The sequence below is a fragment of the Kitasatospora sp. NPDC008115 genome, assembly GCF_042957205.1.
In the GTDB taxonomy this organism is placed as follows: Bacteria; Actinomycetota; Actinomycetes; order Streptomycetales; family Streptomycetaceae; genus Kitasatospora.
In genome coordinates, this window is the sequence record NZ_JBIBHU010000007.1 from 200,229 (window position 1) to 218,250 (window position 18,022).

At 72.5% G+C, this 18,022-nt stretch carries 14 protein-coding genes; 7 read left to right on the forward strand and 7 right to left on the reverse strand.

From position 1 onward, the window contains the following. The first annotated feature begins 29 nt into the window (after window positions 1–29). Entirely contained in the window at window positions 30–1,025 is a 996-nt protein-coding gene (gene trpS, locus ACFZBX_RS12115; RefSeq protein WP_391533395.1) for a tryptophan--tRNA ligase, read from the forward strand. A 56-nt stretch (window positions 1,026–1,081) separates the two neighbouring features. Beyond that, entirely contained in the window at window positions 1,082–1,576 is a 495-nt protein-coding gene (locus ACFZBX_RS12120; RefSeq protein WP_391533296.1) for a 2'-5' RNA ligase family protein, read from the forward strand. On the opposite strand, the gene ACFZBX_RS12125 is transcribed toward ACFZBX_RS12120, so the two are convergent. Together ACFZBX_RS12125 and ACFZBX_RS12130 are read right to left on the reverse strand one after the other, a co-directional pair. After that, on the reverse strand, window positions 1,561–4,101 hold the full coding sequence (locus ACFZBX_RS12125; protein ID WP_391533297.1) for a CDP-glycerol glycerophosphotransferase family protein: 2,541 nt from the start codon (window positions 4,099–4,101) through the stop codon (window positions 1,561–1,563). The two genes, ACFZBX_RS12120 and ACFZBX_RS12125, sit on opposite strands and share 16 nt — an antisense overlap. 209 nt (window positions 4,102–4,310) lie before the next feature. Continuing rightward, window positions 4,311–7,886, reverse strand: a complete 3,576-nt coding sequence (locus tag ACFZBX_RS12130; RefSeq protein ID WP_391533298.1) for a CDP-glycerol glycerophosphotransferase family protein — start codon at window positions 7,884–7,886, stop codon at window positions 4,311–4,313. Between the two features lie 150 nt (window positions 7,887–8,036). Between ACFZBX_RS12130 and ACFZBX_RS12135 the strand changes: the two genes are divergently transcribed. Together ACFZBX_RS12135 and ACFZBX_RS12140 are read left to right on the forward strand one after the other, a co-directional pair. After that, window positions 8,037–9,035 (forward strand): glycosyltransferase family 2 protein, encoded by a 999-nt coding sequence (locus ACFZBX_RS12135; RefSeq protein ID WP_391533300.1) that lies wholly within the window; start codon window positions 8,037–8,039, stop codon window positions 9,033–9,035. A 67-nt stretch (window positions 9,036–9,102) separates the two neighbouring features. Further along, window positions 9,103–10,044 carry a YihY/virulence factor BrkB family protein gene (locus ACFZBX_RS12140; RefSeq protein ID WP_391533302.1) on the forward strand — a complete coding sequence of 314 codons (942 nt, stop codon included), beginning with the start codon at window positions 9,103–9,105 and terminating at the stop codon, window positions 10,042–10,044. Window positions 10,045–10,053: 9 nt separating this feature from the next. Here the strand turns inward: ACFZBX_RS12140 and ACFZBX_RS12145 are convergent, their stop codons facing one another. Continuing rightward, entirely contained in the window at window positions 10,054–11,292 is a 1,239-nt protein-coding gene (locus tag ACFZBX_RS12145; RefSeq protein ID WP_391533304.1) for a D-alanyl-D-alanine carboxypeptidase family protein, read from the reverse strand. Window positions 11,293–11,438: 146 nt separating this feature from the next. Between ACFZBX_RS12145 and ACFZBX_RS12150 the strand changes: the two genes are divergently transcribed. Together ACFZBX_RS12150 and ACFZBX_RS12155 are read left to right on the forward strand one after the other, a co-directional pair. Next, window positions 11,439–11,696 (forward strand): SCO4848 family membrane protein, encoded by a 258-nt coding sequence (locus tag ACFZBX_RS12150; RefSeq protein WP_391533306.1) that lies wholly within the window; start codon window positions 11,439–11,441, stop codon window positions 11,694–11,696. 98 nt (window positions 11,697–11,794) lie between these two features. Then, entirely contained in the window at window positions 11,795–13,444 is a 1,650-nt protein-coding gene (locus ACFZBX_RS12155; RefSeq protein ID WP_391533307.1) for a hypothetical protein, read from the forward strand. Window positions 13,445–13,508: 64 nt separating this feature from the next. Here the strand turns inward: ACFZBX_RS12155 and ACFZBX_RS12160 are convergent, their stop codons facing one another. The 4 genes from ACFZBX_RS12160 to sdhC are packed head-to-tail and all read right to left on the reverse strand — an operon-like array spanning window position 13,509 to window position 16,959. After that, entirely contained in the window at window positions 13,509–14,282 is a 774-nt protein-coding gene (locus tag ACFZBX_RS12160) for a succinate dehydrogenase iron-sulfur subunit (protein ID WP_391533309.1), read from the reverse strand. After that, window positions 14,282–16,024 carry a succinate dehydrogenase flavoprotein subunit gene (gene sdhA / locus ACFZBX_RS12165; protein WP_391533311.1) on the reverse strand — a complete coding sequence of 581 codons (1,743 nt, stop codon included), beginning with the start codon at window positions 16,022–16,024 and terminating at the stop codon, window positions 14,282–14,284. Before sdhA ends, ACFZBX_RS12160 begins: the two co-directional genes overlap by 1 nt. A gap of 54 nt (window positions 16,025–16,078) precedes the next feature. Further along, on the reverse strand, window positions 16,079–16,570 hold the full coding sequence (locus tag ACFZBX_RS12170; protein WP_030300556.1) for a succinate dehydrogenase hydrophobic membrane anchor subunit: 492 nt from the start codon (window positions 16,568–16,570) through the stop codon (window positions 16,079–16,081). 8 nt (window positions 16,571–16,578) lie between these two features. After that, entirely contained in the window at window positions 16,579–16,959 is a 381-nt protein-coding gene (gene sdhC, locus ACFZBX_RS12175; RefSeq protein ID WP_093861779.1) for a succinate dehydrogenase, cytochrome b556 subunit, read from the reverse strand. 264 nt (window positions 16,960–17,223) lie between these two features. Here sdhC and ACFZBX_RS12180 point away from each other — a divergent pair, with 264 nt between their 5' ends. Beyond that, window positions 17,224–18,012, forward strand: a complete 789-nt coding sequence (locus ACFZBX_RS12180; protein ID WP_391533313.1) for a hypothetical protein — start codon at window positions 17,224–17,226, stop codon at window positions 18,010–18,012. Window positions 18,013–18,022: the final 10 nt, after the last annotated feature.

The following is an 18,022-nucleotide window of genomic DNA, read 5'->3' on the forward strand; positions in this document are numbered from 1 at the left end:
TCACTGGTCCGGTCAAGGACCGTCCCCGGGTGCTCTCCGGGATCCAGCCCACCTCGGGGTCGTTCCACCTCGGCAACTACCTGGGCGCGGTGCGCCAGTGGGTCGACCTGCAGAAGGAGAACGACGCCTTCTACATGGTCGTCGACCTGCACGCGATCACCGTCGAGCAGGACCCGGCGACGCTGCGCCAGAACACCCGGATCTCCGCCGCCCAGCTGCTCGGCGCGGGCCTGGAGCCGGAGCACTGCACCCTGTTCGTCCAGTCGCACGTGCCCGAGCACGCGCAGCTCGGCTGGGTGATGAACTGCCTCACCGGCTTCGGCGAGGCGTCCCGGATGACCCAGTTCAAGGACAAGTCGGCCAAGCAGGGCGCCGCCGGCACCTCGGTGGGCCTGTTCACCTACCCGATCCTCCAGGTCGCCGACATCCTGCTCTACCAGGCGGACGCCGTCCCGGTCGGCGAGGACCAGCGCCAGCACGTGGAGCTCACCCGCGACCTCGCGGAGCGCTTCAACACCCGCTACAGCCCGACCTTCACGGTCCCCAAGCCGTACATCCTCAAGGAGACGGCCAAGATCCAGGACCTCCAGGACCCGGCCATCAAGATGAGCAAGTCGGCGTCCTCCGCCAAGGGCCTGGTCAGCCTGCTGGACGAGCCGAAGGCCAGCGCCAAGAAGTTCAAGAGCGCCGTCACCGACACCGGTACCGTGGTCTCCTACGACGAGCAGGAGAAGGCCGGCGTCTCCAACCTGCTGCGGATCCACTCCGCCCTGAGCGGGCAGTCGATCGAGCAGCTGGTCGCGCACTTCGAGGGCAAGATGTACGGGGCCCTGAAGACCGAGCTGGCCGATCTGTTCAGCGAGTGGGTGACGCCCTTCCAGGAGCGCACCAGGGTCTTCCTGGACGACCCGGCCGAGCTGGACCGCGTCCTCGCGCTGGGCGCCGAGAAGGCCCGTGAGGTGGCGGCCGAGACGCTGGCCGCGGTGTACGACCGGATCGGCTTCCTCCCGGCCGCCAAGCGGTGACTCCGCTGACGAGCCTGCCCGGTGGTGAGGGTCTCCCGGAGACCCTCACCATCGGCGTGTCCGTCAGCGTCCCGGATCCGTACGGCGCGGCGATCCAGGACGCGCGGGCCGGGCACGGCGATCCGCTGGCCCGGTCGATACCCACGCACGTCACGCTGCTGCCGCCCACCGAGGTCCCGGCCGAGATGCTGCCGAAGATCGAGGAGCACCTGGCGGCGGTGGCCGCCGCGCACCGGCCGTTCCGGATGGTGCTGCGCGGCGGCGGCAGCTTCCGCCCGGTCTCCCCGGTGGTGTTCGTCCGGGTCGAGGAGGGCGAGCGCGAGTGCCGGCTGCTGGAGGCGGACATCCGCTCCGGCCCGCTGGCCCGGGAGCTGGCCTTCCCCTACCACCCGCATGTGACGGTGGCGCACGGGCTCGCGGACGACGTGCTGGACCAGGCCCACGAGCAGGCCCGCTCCTTCCACGCGGTCTTCCCGGTGCCCGGGTTCGGCCTCTCCCGGTTCGACGCGGACGAGGTCTGGCGGCCCTGGCGGAGCTACGGCTTCTCCTGACCGGCGCGCCCGGCCCGGCCGCCCAGCTCCAGCATCCGGTCGACCACCCGCCGGGCGGCGCCGCCGTCGTCCAGCGCGCAGTGCACCTCCTGGAAGCGCCGGTAGCGCTCGGCGTACCCGGCGGGCACGGCGCCCCCGGTGTCGGCGAGTTCGCGCAGCGCCTCGACCAGCGCCGCCGAGTCGTCGAGCAGCGGGCCGGGGGCCTGTGCCTCGAAGTCGAAGGCGAAGCCGCGCAGGCTGTCCCGGTAGTGCGCCAGGTCGTAGGTGAAGAACAGCACCGGGCGGCCGGTGATGGCGAAGTCGAACACGATCGACGAGTAGTCGGTCACCAGGACGTCGGTGATCAGCAGCAGCTCCTGCACGTCCGGGTAGTCGGCGCAGTCGACGGCGAAGCCGTCCCCGGTGCCGGTCAGCGGCTCGCGGACGTGCGCGTGCGGGCGCAGCAGCAGGACGTGGTCGTCGCCGAGCGCCTTGCGGGCCCGGTCGAGGTCGAGCCGCAGGTCGAGCCGGAAGCCGTCGCCGTCCGGGCGCGGCCGGTCCTCCCGCCAGGTCGGCGCGTAGAGCACCACCCGCCGGCCCTCGGGGATGCCGAGCCGGTGGCGGACGGCGGCGGCCCGCCGCCGGTCGGGGCGGGCCAGCACGTCGTTGCGCGGGTAGCCGGACTCCAGGATCTCGCCGCCGTAGCGGAACGCCCGGCGCAGGACCGGGGTGGCGAACGGGCTGGGGGAGACCAGCAGGCTCCAATGCGGGGTCTCCCGGTCGAGCGCGGCGAGGTAGCCCTGGTCGGCGAGCCAGGCGTTGTCGACGTCGTGGGCGATCCGCTTGAGCAGGGCGCCGTGCCAGGTCTGGACGACGACCTGGCCGGGGCGGCGCTGCAGGAAGTCCGGGAAGTGGGTGTTGCCGACGAGGTAGCGGCTGGTGGCCAGCGCCCGGTACCACTCGGGGCTCCAGACCCGGACCGCGCGGACCCCGGCGGGCAGCTCGGCCTGGGCGTCGTCGACCACCCACAGGTGCTCCAACGGGGTGCCGCGGCGGGCGAGTTCGGTGTGCACGGCGCGCGGTGAGTCGGCGTAGCCGCGGCCGCCGAAGACGTCGTACAGCACGGCCTCGCGCAGCGGCTCGCGGCGGGCGGCGGGGTAGCCGGCGGTGCGCTGGCGGGCCTGGGTCCAGGCGCTGCGCTCGGTGGCGCTGAGGACGGGCGTGGAGTCCAGCAGCAGGGTGTCGTGCCAGCGGCGCTCCAGCACGATCCGCTTGCCGCCGGCCTGGGCGGCGGCGGGCAGCGCGGCCAGGACGGCGGCGGGGGCGGTCAGCGGGCGGGCCGGGCCGGAGCCGTCGACGGGGTGCAGTGCGGCCTCCCACAGGCCCTTGCGCAGCGGCAGCGCGGCGCCGTCGGAGCCGGTGCGGGTGACGGGCAGCCGGACGGTGAACCGCGCGTCGGGGCCGAGTTCCACCGGGTGGCGGACCTCGGTGCCGCTGCCGGTGTGCCGCAGCACGAGTTCGAGCGGGCCGGGGGCGGGGCAGCGGCCGGTGAGTTCGAAGCCGCCGGCCCGGGCGGCGAACCGTTCGACCCAGCCGGCGGCGGGCCGCACGCACAGTTGGAGCCGGCCGTCGGCGAGGTGCTTGAGGTGCAGCACCCGGTCCTCGGCGCCGGGCAGCGGGTGCTGGCCGGCGACCGGCCCGGTGCGCTCGTCCAGGACGAGCGGTTCGACGGCGCCGTCCGGGTCGACCAGGTCGGCGTCCCAGTGCTCCAGTTCGCCGGTGCCGCGGCCGTCGGCGGTGAACAGCGCGTACGGAAGGTGGGCGGTGACGGTCCGTCCGGTGCGCACCGCGGGCTCGGTGAGGACGGTGCCGCTCTCGCGGTGGCGCAGCCGTAGCACGGTGCGGGCCTGGCCGGGGTCGGCGCTGGTGAGGTGCAGGCCGATCCCGTCGGGGGCGGGTACGGCCCGGTGGAGGCGGATGGCGGGGCGTTCGAGCCGCAGGACGAGCCGGCCGTCGGTGAACTGGGGCTGGAGGCGGACGTCGTGGTCCACCCAGCGGGCGGGCGGGTACTCGCCGGAGCCGCACCAGTAGGGGGCGAGGCCGCCGTACTGGCGGCGCAGCCGGGTGGGGCGGCCGATGGTGAACAGGGTGGCCTCGACGCTCCAGTCGCCGAGCAGCCAGCCGTCGGCGGTGCGCAGCCGGCGCGGTTCGACGAGGGCGGTGAAGCCGGCCCAGTCGTGGTTGTGCTCGGGCTGGGCGCTGTCGTCGGTGATCTCCGGGAACCGGCGGGGCCGGGTGGGGACGTGGACGGGCGCGTCGTGGTCGCCGCGGCGCAGGGTGAGCCAGGTCCAGGCGGAGCCGGGGTGCGCGGTGGGCCGGTCGTCCGGGCGGGCGAAGCCGGTGAGTTCGAGGCCGCGGCCGTTCCAGCGGGCGCGCAGCAGTCCGAAGGCGGCGTTCTCCTCCTCGCTCGGCAGCGGGGCGCCGAAGCGGGGGTCGCCGAAGCGGGGCGCGGCGTGCGGGAGGACGAACCGGGTGAGGACAGCCATTTCCACGGACCTTTCTCGGCGAGAATTTCCATCTCACCCGGAAAAGCATCCGAGGTCAATTTGGGAATGGCATTGTAATTAGCTGAAAAGTTCCCGCCGGAAACGCCAGTTCGAAATTCCGGAATGTCGCGCGAGGCCGGTCCGGAAAACGCCGGAGGCGCCCGGCGCGGTGTTCGCGTCGGGCGCCTCCGGCACCGGCGGGCGGCCGGTCAGGCCTCGCGGCTCAGCATCGCGTCCACGGCCCGGGCGGCGGCGCGGCCGTCGTCCAGGTCGCAGTACTTGGCGCGGAACGCCGCGTACTTCCCGGCGTACTCGGCGGCGACCTCGTCCACCCGGCCGAGCGCCGTGACCAGCTCCTCGGAGGTGGCCAGCAGCGGGCCGGGCGCGTCCGCCTCGAAGTCCAGCGAGAAGCCGCGCAGGTTGTCGCGGTAGTGCGCCAGGTCGTAGGTGAAGAACAGGACCGGCTTGCCGGTCGCGGCGAAGTCGAAGGTCGACGCCGCGTAGTCGGTCACCAGCACGTCGGCGACCAGCAGCAGCTCGGCCATGTCCGGGTAGCTGCTGACGTCCCAGACGTAGCCGTTGCCGGCCTCGGCGATCTGCTCGCGGACGTTGGAGTGCCGGCGGACCAGCAGCACCTGGTCCTCGCCCAGCGCGGCCTGCGCCGCCGCCAGGTCCAGTTGGAGGTTCAGCTGGTAGCCGCCGTAGTGGCGGCGCCGGTCCTCGCGCCAGGTCGGCGCGTACAGCACGACCTTCTTGCCCTCGGGCAGGCCGAGCCGCTCGCGCACCCGCTCGGCGGTCTTCTCCTTGTCCGGGGAGAAGAGCACGTCGTTGCGCGGCAGGCCGCTCTCCAGGATCTCGCCCTTGAAGTCGAAGGCGCGGCGCAGCACCGGGGCCGCCCAGGTGCTGCCGGCCAGCAGGATGCTCCAGTTCGGAACCTCCTTGACGAGCCCCTTCAGGTAGTGCGCGTCGGTGAACCAGACCTTCTCGAAGTCATGGCCGAGCTGCTTGAGCGGCGAGCCGTGCCAGGTCTGCAGGACGATCTGGCCGGGCCGGCGGACGAAGAAGTCCGGCAGGTGCGCGCTGGTGACCACGTACTTCGCGGTGGCCAGCGCCTCGAACCACTCCGGGCTCCAGAGCCGGACGGCGCCGGCCGACTGCGGCAGGTCCGCCTGGAGGTCGTCGGTGCCCCACAGGTGCTCCAGCGGCAGGCCGCGGCGCACCAGCTCCTCGTGGATCGCCCGCGGCGAGTCCGCGTAGAGGCCGCCGAGCGCGACGTTGTAGAGCACGGTGTCGCGCAGCGGCAGCCGGCGGGAGGCCGGGTAGTCGACGGTCCGCAGCTGGCGCTGGCGCCAGCCGCTGCGCTCCTCCGGAAGCAGTATGTTCTCCGACTCCAGCTGAAGGCCGTCGTGGTGGCGGCGTTCCAGCACGATCCGCTTGCCGCGGGCCTCCACCTCCAGCGGCAGCGCGCCCCAGCACTCGGGCGAGATCAGCGCGTAGTTGGCCATGTCCGGGTGGAAGGTGACGCCGACCGGGCGGAACGAGACGTTCCAGCCGCCCTGGGCCAGCGGCACGTTGCCCGCGAAGGACGCGGTCGGCACGGCGGGCAGCGTGGTGCGGAACCGGCCGTCGGCGATCTCCACCGGGTAGACGTGCTGCTCCTCGCCCCAGTGGTGGCGGACCACCAGCTCCCAGCGGTGGGTGCCGGGCAGCGGGAAGGTGCCGCTGAGCAGGAAGCCGTCCGCGCCGCGCGCGGTGACCTGGTGCACTATCGGCTGGAGCAGCTGGTCCAGGAACTGCAGGTAGCCGCCGGGGGAGGGCTTGGTGTAGAGGGCGCGCCGCAGCACCGGCTCGGCGTCCGCGTCGAGGACCAGGTTGAGCTGCTCCGGCGCGTTGCGGTCGTCCCAGGCGAGCGGCACGGCGGTGCCGTCGGCCAGCACCAGGCTGGTGTCCCAGCGGTCGCGGGCGCGCTCCTCGGCGAGCGGGTCCAGCTCCGCCCAGCTCTCGCGGACCTCGGTCAGCTCCGGGACCGGGAAGGAGGCGCGGAACTGCTGGAGGCCGCCGACCGGGGTGCCCGCGTTCACCGGGAAGAACAGCTCGCGCTCGGACTCGACGTGGGTGAGCCGCAGCTTCGCCCCGGCCAGCCGGACGCCCGAGCGGGCCGCGCCGGACACCTCGACGGTGTCGCCCTGCGCGGCGAGCCCGGTCACCCGCACCCGCACGTTCTCCACCCGCAGGTAGACGCTGCCGTCGCGGACGAACGGCACGATCCGCACGTCCGGCTCGACCCAGTGCGAGGGGAGGTAGATCGCGCTGTCCGCCCAGCCGGCCCAGATCCGGCCCTTGTAGACGCCGCCCTTGCCGGCGCCGGCGACCAGGACGCGCCAGTTGCCGTCCTTCCACTGGCCGCGGTGCTTGAGCTTCTCCGGGTCGATGGCGACGGTGAAGCCGGCCCAGTCGCAGTTGTAGAGGTCGTGGTGGTTGGTGGCGGTGGCCTCGGGGCTGTACTGGGTCTTCATCGGCACCGCGATGACCCGGCGGCCCTTGGCCTCGCGCAGCACCAGGGTGCGGACCATGTCGTGCTTGTTGGCCGCGCCCAGCTGCTCCGGGTACGCGTGACCGGTCAGCCGCAGCCGGCCGCCCTCCCAGTGCGACTCGTAGAGCCGGCTGCGGATGACGGTGGAGTTGCGCAGGCTGAGCAGGCCCGGCGGCACGCTCTTGCGGCCGCCGCGCAGGAACGGGTAGTCGGCGTACGGGCGCAGCAGGCCCTTGGCGATGACGCCGCCGTTGCTCTCGCCCTCGTACTTGATCTGCTCGACGAACTCGTCGATCCGGCCCTGCAGCGTCAGGTGGTACTTCAGGCGCAGCGGCGCGCGCAGCTTCTTGACCTGCTCCGGGCCGATCGAGCGCAGCAGCCGGCTGACGCAGCGGATGTAGGCCTCCCGGTACTCCTTGTCGCCGTCCACGACGGACCAGAAGAACATCGGGATCTCCTCGACGAGGGTGTTCTCGTCGTAGGACTTCAGGTACTCGGCGAAGCGCGGCTCGGTCTGCTTCTTCAGCCAGCCGCGGACCAGCTCGACCGAGGTGACGCGGTCGATCAGGCCCTTCGGGTTGGTGCGCATCTGGGTGATCGACATCTCGCCGACCTCGCGCTCGCGCCAGTGGTAGATCGGCTCGGAGAGCACGTCCACGCTCTTGGCGAGGTAGTGGTGCGGCACGCTGACCGGGGCGTCCTCGTACAGGATGCCCTCGGGGTAGAGGATGCCGGCCGCGTCGAAGAAGGAGCGGCGGTACACCTTGTTCCACGCGGTGCGGTCGGTGACCAGCGACGGGATCTCGGTGATGTGGGTCTTCAGCGCCGTCTTGGCGAACGGGCGGCTGTGGCCGCCGGACTGGTAGTAGCCGATCGCGCGGAACCGCAGCACGTTGCCGGTGGCGAAGTCCGAGCCGGTCTCGTCCAGCGTGTTGATCATCAGCTCGTAGGCGCTGGGCGGCATCGAGTCGTCGCTGTCGACGAAGCAGAGGAACTCGGCGTCCGGGTCGATGTGCCGGATGCCGGTGTTGCGGGCGGCGCCGAGGCCCTTGTTGACCTGGCGGACCAGCCGGAAGCGGGAGTCCTTGGCGGCGTACGCCTCGGCGAGGGCGGCACTGGTGTCCTTCGAACCGTCGTCGACCATGACGCACTCGAAGTCCGTGAACGTCTGGGCGGCGATCGAGTCGAGGCACTCCACGAGGTAGCGCTCGACGTTGTAGATCGGGACGACGATGGAGAGGCGGGGAGCCATCGGCTACGCAGGCCTTTCTCGGGAAGGAGCGTGGCAGCCCGGTTCGGGGTCTGACCGCACTTTGATCGGTGCGTACGTGCCCGTCGATCCTACCGTCCGCCCAAAAGGCCCGCCGGGGACCCGGTCCGCCGCCCCCACTACCCTGGGGCCATGCCCCGCTTCAGTGTGATCGTCCCGGTCTACCGCGTCGAGGAGTACCTCCCCGAGTGCCTCGCCTCGGTGCTCGGCCAGGACGGCCCGGACTTCGAGCTGATCGCGGTGGACGACCGCTCCCCGGACGGCTGCGGCGCCCTGCTGGACGAGGCCGCCGCCCGCGACCCCCGGGTGCGGGTGCTGCACCTGCCGGAGAACGTCGGCCTCGGCCGGGCCCGCAACGCCGGCCTGGCGGCCGCCACCGGCGACTACGTGCTCTTCCTGGACAGCGACGACACCCTGACCCCCGGTCTGCTGGAAGCGGTGGAGGAGCGGCTCAGGTCCGGCGGCGACCCGGACGTCCTGGTCTACGACTACGCCCGCACCTACGCCGACGGCCGGATCGTGCGGGCCGCCTCGGCCGGGGTCTTCGGCGCCCCCTCCCGCGACGTCTTCGACCTCGCCGACCGCCCCGACCTGCTGGAACTGCTCCAGGTGGTCTGGAACAAGGCCTACCGCCGCGACTTCGTCACCGCCCAGGGCCTGACCTTCCCGGCGGGCTACTACGAGGACACCCCCTGGACGTACCCGGCGCTGCTCGCCGCCCGGAGCATCACCCTGCTCGACCGGGTCGGCGTCCACTACCGCCAGCGCCAGGAGGGCGGCAACATCCTCGCCACCGCCAGCCGCAAGCACTTCGACGTCTTCGGCCAGTACGACCTGGTCTTCGCGTTCCTGGACGGCCGCCCCGACCTGGAGCGCTGGCGCCCGGTGGTCTACGGCCGGATGCTGCACCACCTCAACACCGTGGTCTCCCGGCCCGGCCGGGTGCCGCCCGGCGACCGCCGGGAGTTCTTCCGCCGCGCGGCCGGGCACTGCGCCCGGCTGCGCCCGGCCGGCTACCGGCCGTCCGGCGGGGTGGCCGGGCTGCGCACCGAACTGCTCGGCCAGGGCCGCTACACCGCCTACCAGGCGGTCCGGGCGCTGGCCCGGGCCCGCCGGATGGTCCGCCGCTGAGCCGTCCCGCCGGGCCGCCCCGCCGAGCCTGACGCCCGTTCGGGGGACACGCGGGTATAACCGGACGGTGGACTTCCTGACCCGCCTTCCGGTGATCGGCCCGCTCGTCGCGCGGGTGCTGCGCAGCCGCCCGTACCGCGCCTACCAGCACTTCGCCGCGCTGCGCGGCAACCGGCTGGCCGGCGCGGTCACCTTCTTCGGCTTCCTCGCGCTCTTCCCGTTGCTGACGGTCGCGCTGGCGATCGCCGTCGCCACCCTCAGCGACAGCCGGGTGGAGGACATCCAGCACCGCATCTCCGACCAGCTGCCCGGCATCTCGGACGCCCTCAACCTGCCCTCGCTGGTCGCCAACGCCGGCGCGGTCGGCCTGGTCAGCGGGGTGCTGCTGGTGCTGTCCGGGCTCGGCTGGGTGGACACCATGCGGACCTCGATCCGGGACCTGTGGCAGCTGCCCGACGAGGAGGGCAACCCGCTGCTGCGCAAGGGCTGGGACTTCGTGGTGCTCGGCGGCCTGGGCGCGGTCTCGCTGGTCTCGCTCGGCGCCTCGGCCGCCGGCACCACGCTGGCGGGCCGGATCGCCGACTGGGCCGGCCTGGGCTCGGCCGGCTACCTGCTCACCGCGGCCGGCCTGCTGGTCGCGGTGGCCTCGGACATGCTGCTCTTCGCCTATCTGCTGGCGCCGTTCCCGAGGATCGGCCACCAGCGCCGGCGGGACGTCCTCCAGGCCGCGCTGATCGGCGCGGTCGGCTTCGAACTGCTGAAGATCCTGCTCTCCTCGTACCTCGGCTCGGTCGCCGGGCGGAGCCTCTACGGCGCGTTCGGCGTGCCGGTGGCGCTGCTGCTCTGGATCAACTTCGTCTGCCGGCTGCTGATGTACTGCGTCGCCTGGACCGCCACCGCCGACCCGGAAGCGGCCCGCGAGCGGGCCCGGGAGCGCGCCCGGGCCCTGGTCGAGGCCGCCGACAAGGAGGCCGGGGAGGCTGCGCGGGACCGCTCCGGGGAGGAGTGAGCGCGGGGCTCAGCCGCCGGCGGCGCCGCGCCGCCTGAGCAGCAGCAGGACGCCCGTGCCGCCCGCCGCCAGGGCCAGCCCGACGGCGACCCAGCCGGTCGGCCCGAGTGCGCCGCCGCTCCCGCCGGCCCCGGCGGCCCCGCCGTCCGCGCGCGCGGCGGCCTCGGCCGTCGCCGGGGCGGAGGCGCCCGGCGCGGGGTGCGGCGGCGGGGCGGGCGCCCCGGCCGTGCCGCCGGCCTGGCCGGTCGGCGTCGGCGCCACGGCCTCGCCCTCCTCGACCAGCCTGCCGACCGGGGTGACCTTGCCGGCCGCCGCGAACCCCCAGTCCAGCAGCGCCGCCGTCTCGTCGTACACCTTCTGGTACGTGGACGGGTGCATGACCGTCACCAGCAGGGTGCGCCCGCCGCGTTCGGCGGCGCCGACGAAGGTGGAGCCGGCGTTGGTGGTGAAACCGTTCTTCACCCCGATCAGGCCGGGGTACTTGCCGAGCAGCCGGTCGGTGTTGGCGATCCCGAAGCTGCCGCGCTGCCCGGTGTTCCTGTCCACCGCCCCCGGGAACTGCGCGTCGCGGGTCGCGCAGTACACCCGGAAGTCCGGGTTGCGCAGCCCGGCCCGGGCGAACAGCGTGAGGTCGTACGCCGAGGAGACCTGGCCCTCCGCGTCGTAGCCGTCCGGCGAGACCACCTTGGTGTCCAGGGCCTGGAGCGCGGTGGCCCGGTCCTGCATCTCGGCGACGGTCCGCTGCACCCCGCCGTTCATGTGCGCGAGGACGTGCACCGCGTCGTTCCCGGAGCTCAGGAACACCCCGCGCCAGAGGTCCTCGACCTTGTAGTCCAGGTCCTCCTTGATGCCGACCAGGCTGCTGCCCGGGCCGATCCCCTGGATCTCCTCGGGCGCCACCTTGTGCACCGTCTCGCGGTCGAACTTGGGCAGCACGGTGTCCGCGAACAGGATCTTCAGGGTGGACGCCGGGGCGAGCCGCAGATGCGGACTGCTGGCCGCCAGCACCTCCCCTGACGCCGCGTCGGCCACGATCCAGGACTGCCCGGTGAGGTCCGCCGGCAGCGCCGGGGCCCCCGCCAGCGGGCTCACCTGGACCCCGGGGAGCCCCAGTCGCTCCCCGCCGACCACGGCCGGCGGTGGCGGCGCCTCCGCCGGGGCCGCGACGGCCGCCGGGGCGGCGGTCAGGAGCGGGAGGGCCGCGGCGGACGCGGCGAGCAGGCGTGCGAGCTTCGAGCGAATGGGCACCACCAGACGGTACCCAGTCCGCGCCCCCGCCGTCCGCCCCTTGCCCCGCCGGACCGCAAGGAGGGCCCCACCGTACGCCGAACGGAGGTCCCCGCATACTGGGAGGGCACACCGTCTTCACCTCCCCGCCGTACCGAGGACCACCCATGAAGCTCAGCCGCCGCACCTCCTGGTTCCTGACCGCTTTCGGCGTCTGGTCCATGATCATCTGGACCACCTTCGTCAAGAACCTCTGGAAGGACTCCGGCGGCCAGGCCTTCACCGGTGGCGACCACTCCCAGCCCACCGCCTTCTTCTGGATCCACCTGCTCCTCGCCGTGACCTCCTTCGTCCTCGGCGTCGCGATCGGCCTCCTCGGCGTCCGCGGCCTGCGCGCGACGCGGCGGGAAGCCGCCGCCGGCTGACGCGTTTTACCTGGTTGCGGCGCACCTGACGCCCTGGCAGGATCCTCTTCGCTCGACCACGATCGAATATTCGTTCGATCGGCAAGCAAGGGGGTCCCATGAAGCCTGCCCGTCTCCGCCCGCTCGGCGGCGCCGTCGCCGTCGCCCTGACGGCCGGCCTGTTCGCCGCGCCCGCCGCCCTCGCCGACACCACCGGCCCGCGGGTCACCGGCACCACCGCCTCCCCGCAGCCCCGGAACCTCTCCGCGGGCACCACCACCGACGCCTGCGACACGACCACCGCACCCGGCTGGATCGGCCTGACCTCCGGCGGCCCGACGCTGCGGGCGGACGTCGCCTCGGACACCGCCGGCAGCCTCTCCGCCGCCTTCTCGGTCCGCGACCTGACCACCGGCACCACCGCGTTCGACGGCGTCGGCCAGGCCTACGGCGGCACCGCGACCACCACCGTCCCCGGCCTCGCCGACGGCCACTCCTACGCCTGGAACGCCCGCGCCCTCCAGGGCGCCGAGACCTCCGCGGCCTCCCCGGACTGCCACTTCAAGCTGGACCTGGCCGGCCCCGGGGCCGGCGTCTCCTCCACCGACTTCCCGGCCTCCGGCTCCGGCCAGACCCCGCTCAAGTACGCCGGCGAGACCGGCACCTTCCTGCTCACCGGCGCCGACCCCGTCCCGGCCGACGGCGAGGCCTCGGGCATCGCCTGCTACCGCTACGCGCTCAACAGCACCATCGGGGTCGGCGGCGGCTGCGCCGGCGCCGTCGTGCCCGGCCCGGACGGCACCGGCACCCTCGCCCTGAAGGTCCCGCAGTGGGGCACCAACATCCTCACCGTCGAGGCCGTCGACAACGCGGGCAACGTGAGCCAGACCGCGACCTACACCTTCTACGCCCCCTCCAACCCCAACCCGCCGCAGGCGCTCGGGGACGTCGACGCCGACGGGGTGCCGGACATCCTGCTCCCGGACACCGCCGGAAACCTCCAGATCATCAGCGCGGCGGCCGCCGCCGCCACGCCGACCTCGGTGGTCTCCGCGAACGCCGCACCCGACCAGACCTCCTGGACGGGCTTCCAGCTGGCCCACCGCGGCTGGCGCGGCCACGCCCCGATGGACGACGTGCTGATGCACAAGCCCGGATCGTCCGCGCTGTACTTCTACAACAACACCGACTCCGGCGCCTTCTCGCAGTCCCCGGTCACGGTTCGCCGGCCCTTCTCCTGCAAGGACGCCGCCGGCATCACGATGACCTGCCCCGCCGACTTCGCGCGCGACTGGAGCCGGGCCGACCAGCTGGTGGCGCTCGGCTCGCTCAACACCCAGCCCAACCCCTCGCTGCTGACGGTCGAGAACGGCGACCTCTGGCTGTTCCCCAACCCCGGGCTCAACTCCTCGCTCACCACCGCCCGCAAGCTCACCTCCGGCGGCTCCTGGACCGGCTACGACCTGGTCGCCCCCGGCCGCGACGGCGCCGGCGACCTCGCCCTCTGGGCGCGCGAGCGGGCCACCGGCGCGCTGCACGCCTACGCGATCCCCAAGCTGGCCAACGGCACCTTCGACTTCACCGCCCTCGCCGACCCGACGGCCGGCGTGGTCGCCACCGGTTTCACCGTGGACGCCTACCCGCTGCTCGGCAGCTCGGGTGACGGCGACGGCGACACGGTGCCCGACCTGTGGGCCGTCACCGCCGACCGGCACCTGCTGACCTACCGGGGCCTCACCAACCCCAAGGACCTCGGCGTCCTGGCCTGACCAGCCCGAAGGCCCCCGTCCGGAGCGGACGGGGGCCTTCGTCGTACGGGGTGCCGCTCCGGGATCAGAAGCGGCGGGTGACCAGGGCGCGCTTCACTTCCTGGATCGCCTTGGTGACCTCGATGCCACGCGGGCAGGCCTCCGAGCAGTTGAAGGTGGTCCGGCAGCGCCAGACGCCCTCACGGTCGTTCAGGATCTCCAGACGCTGCTCCGCACCCTCGTCGCGCGAGTCGAAGATGAAGCGGTGCGCGTTGACGATCGCGGCCGGGCCGAAGTACTGGCCGTCGTTCCAGAACACCGGGCAGGACGACGTGCACGCGGCGCACAGGATGCACTTGGTGGTGTCGTCGAACCGCTCGCGGTCCTCGGCGGACTGCAGGCGCTCACGGGTCGGATCGTTCCCCTTGGTGATGAGGAACGGCATGACGTCCTTGTACGCCTGGAAGAACGGGTCCATGTCCACGACCAGGTCCTTGAGGACCGTCAGGCCCTTGATGGCCTCGATCGTGATCGGCTTCTCCGGGTTGACGTCCTTGATCAGGGTCTTGCACGCCAGCCGGTTGCGGCCGTTGATCCGCATCGCGTCGGAGCCGCAGATGCCGTGCGCGCAGGAACGGCGGTAGGTGAGGGTGCCGTCCTGCTCCCACTTGATCGTGTTGAGCGCGTCCAGGACGCGCTCCTTCGGGTCCATCTCCAGCTGGTAGTCGACCCACACCGGCTCCGGGAGCTCCTCCGGGTTGAACCGGCGGATCCGGAAGGTGACGGTGATCAGCTTGGTGCCACCGGCCTCGACCGCGTCCAGAGCGGCCGAGTGCTTCTCCACGGTCGGAGTGCTCATCAGTACTTACGCTCCATCGGCTGGTAGCGGGTCTGCACGACCGGCTTGTAGTCAAGGCGGATGGAGGTGCTGCCGTCCTCGGCGACCTCCTGGTACGCCATGGTGTGCTGCATGAACTTCACGTCGTCACGGGTCGGGAAGTCCTCGCGGTAGTGACCGCCGCGCGACTCCTCGCGGGCGAGCGCGGAGACCGCCAGGACCTCGGCCAGGTCGAGCAGGTTGCCCAGCTCGATGGCCTCCAGCAGGTCCGTGTTGTAACGGAAGCCCTTGTCCTGGATGGAGACGTTCTTGTAGCGCTCCTTCAGCGCGGCGACGTCCTCGACGGCCTGCTTCAGGGTGGCGCCGGTGCGGTACACCATCGCGTTGGTGTCCATGGTCTCCTGCAGCTCCTTGCGGATCTGCGCCACGGACTCGGTGCCGGTGGCCTCGCGCAGGCCGTCGACCATGGACTGGACCAGCTGCTCCGGGTTCTCCGGCAGCGGCACGAACTCGTTCGCCTCGGCGAACCCGGCGGCGGCGAGGCCGGCGCGGCGGCCGAAGACGTTGATGTCCAGCAGCGAGTTGGTGCCCAGGCGGTTGGCGCCGTGCACGGACACGCAGGCGACCTCGCCAGCCGCGTACAGGCCCGGGACGACGTCGGTGTTGTTGCGCAGCACCTCACCCTCGACGTTGGTCGGGATGCCGCCCATGGCGTAGTGCGCGGTGGGCTGGATCGGGATCGGGTCCGTGTAGGGCTCGATGCCGAGGTAGGTGCGGGCGAACTCGGTGATGTCCGGGAGCTTGGCGTCCAGCTGCTCCGGCGGCAGGTGGGTCAGGTCCAGGTAGACGTGGTCGCCGTCCGGACCGCAGCCGCGGCCCTCGCGGATCTCGGTGTAGATCGCGCGGGAGCAGACGTCACGGGACGCGAGGTCCTTCATGACGGGGGCGTAGCGCTCCATGAAGCGCTCGCCGTCCTTGTTGCGCAGGATGCCGCCCTCGCCGCGGGCGCCCTCGGTGAGCAGGATGCCCATCCGCCAGATGCCCGTCGGGTGGAACTGGAAGAACTCCATGTCCTCCAGCGGCAGGCCGCGGCGGTAGGCCACCGCCTGGCCGTCACCGGTGAGGGTGTGGGCGTTCGAGGAGACCTTGAACATCTTGCCGGTGCCGCCGGAGGCGAACACGACGGCCTTGGCCTGGAAGACGTGGATCTCGCCGGTGGCCAGCTCGTACGCGACGACGCCCGCGGTCCTGCCCTCGTTGATCAGCAGGTCGAGGACGTAGAACTCGTTGAAGAACTCGACGCCGTGCTTGACGCAGTTCTGGAACAGCGTCTGCAGGATCATGTGGCCGGTGCGGTCGGCCGCGTAGCAGGAACGGCGGACCGGGGCCTCGCCGTGGTTGCGGGAGTGGCCGCCGAAGCGGCGCTGGTCGATCCGGCCCTGCTCGGTGCGGGAGAAGGGCAGGCCCATCTTCTCCAGGTCGAGGACGGCGTCGATGGCCTCCTTGCACATGATCTCGGCGGCGTCCTGGTCGACCAGGTAGTCACCACCCTTGACCGTGTCGAAGGTGTGCCACTCCCAGTTGTCCTCCTCGACGTTGGCGAGGGCGGCGCACATGCCGCCCTGGGCCGCGCCGGTGTGGGACCGGGTGGGGTAGAGCTTGGTCAGGACGGCGGTGCGGCTGCGCTGCGTCGACTCGATGGCGGCGCGCATGCCGGCGCCGCCGGCGCCGACGATGACGGTGTCGTACTGATGAATCTGCATGGGGGTTCTAACTCGCCTCTGGCCTCTGCCGATGACCGATTAGGTGCTGCCGGCTCAGATGTTGGGGTCGAAGGTGAAGATCACCAGGGTGCCCAGCAGCACGGTGAAGACCGTGGCGGTACCCATGAGGCCCTTCAGCCAGAGCCGGGTGGAGTCCTTCTCGGCGTAGTCGTTGATGACCTGGCGCATGCCGTTGGCGCCGTGCAGCATGGCGAGCCAGAGCATGGTGAGGTCCCAGACCTGCCAGAACGGCGAGGCCCAGCGGCCGGCCACGAAGGCGAAGCCGATCTTGGAGACGCCGCCGTCGAGCACCAGCATGATCAGCAGGTGGCCGAGGATCAGCACCACCAGGACGATGCCGGACAGGCGCATGAACAGCCACGCCAGCATCTCGAAGTTGGTGCGGGTGCGGCGCGGGGTCTTCTTGGTCCGCTGGCGGGCCGGCTCGATCACGAAGGCGTCGGCGGGGTTGCCCGTGCCGAGGCCCTTGCCGGTGTGCGCCTGCGCGGAGGGGACCACCACAGCGTCGGAGATTTCCGTGGACATGTCTCAGATCACTTCCCGAACCAGGAGGTCAGCGTGTGCTGCAGGATCGGGTAGAAGGCGCCGGCCATGAGGACGACCCAGACTCCGACCACGGACCAGAGCATCTGCTTCTGGTACTTCGGGCCCTTCGACCAGAAGTCGACGGCGACGACGCGCAGGCCGTTCAGGGCGTGGAACAGGATGGCGGCCACCAGGCCGTACTCCATCAGGTTCACGAGCGGCGTCTTGTACGTCTGGATGACGGTGTCGTACGCCTCGGGCGACACCCGCACCAGGGCGGTGTCCAGGACATGGGCGAACAGGAAGAAGAAGATGAGGACGCCGGTGACTCGATGAGCCACCCAGCTCCACATGCCTTCCCGGCCGCGGTACAGCGTTCCAGCCGGCACGGAAAAACCCTCCGGAAGCGATTGGGGGCTCGGCCGGCTTCGGTGTCGGTCAGCCCGGCCGGGTACGGTCCACCGGCCGCGAGCATCCTATCGACGCGCTGTCGGGAACCGCCTCCGGGGGCCCGAGGTGTGATCAAACAGGCACTTCTGGCCTAGTTGGGCGGGAACCGGAGAGCGATTTGCGACACAAGGTGACGAATCCGTCGCGCAAAGTCGCGCTACCGTGGGCGGCCCCGTCCGCCCCGACACCCCGCCGAGGCCCCCGTGCCGCACCCCGCTCCGCGCCCTCCCCGAATCCTGCTGCTGTCCGCCGCCCTGCTGCTCGCCGCCGGCTGCGCCGCCCCCGCGGGCGGCTCCGCCGACCGGGCGCCCGCCGGGGTCCCGTCCCGCGAGCTGTCCGCCGCCGAGCTGCGGGCCGCCGCGGTGACCGACGCCGACCTCGGCCCCGGCTTCACCGTGACGGTGATCACGCCCGGGCGTGGCGGGACCGGCCCGGACGGCGGCCGGGAGGCCGCCGACAAGCCGGCCTGCCAGCCGCTGCTGGACGCGGTGGCCCCGGCCTCCGCCGCCGGCCGGGCGGACGGCCCGGCCTCCGAGGGGCCGGTCCCGGCGGTGCCGTACGCGGAGACGGATCTGAGCGTGGCCCTGGCCGCCGACCCGGCGGGCAGCCTCTACGGCGGGCTGCTCGGCTACCGGGGAGACCGGGCGGCCCGGCTGCTGGACGAGCTGGAGGGGCTGTTCGTCCCGTGCGCGGAGTTCGCCTCGACGGCGCCGCCGCCCCCGGCGGAGAAGGGCCGGGGCGTGACCCGCACCACGCACCGGCTGAGCCGGAACGAAACGCCCACGCCCGAGGGAGCCGACGAGGTGACGGGTTTCACCCTGACGAATGAATCGGGCGGGGTGGTGCTCGCGCAGCGCGCCGTCCTCGCCAGGGTCGGTCCGGCGCTGGTGGTGTTCAGCACGGTGGGCGTCGGCGCCGAGCCGGCCCCCGCGCCGGACGAGCGGGTCGTCCGGCGACAGGTGGCCGGGCTGCGCGCGGCCCAGCGGGGCTGAGCGCCCCGGT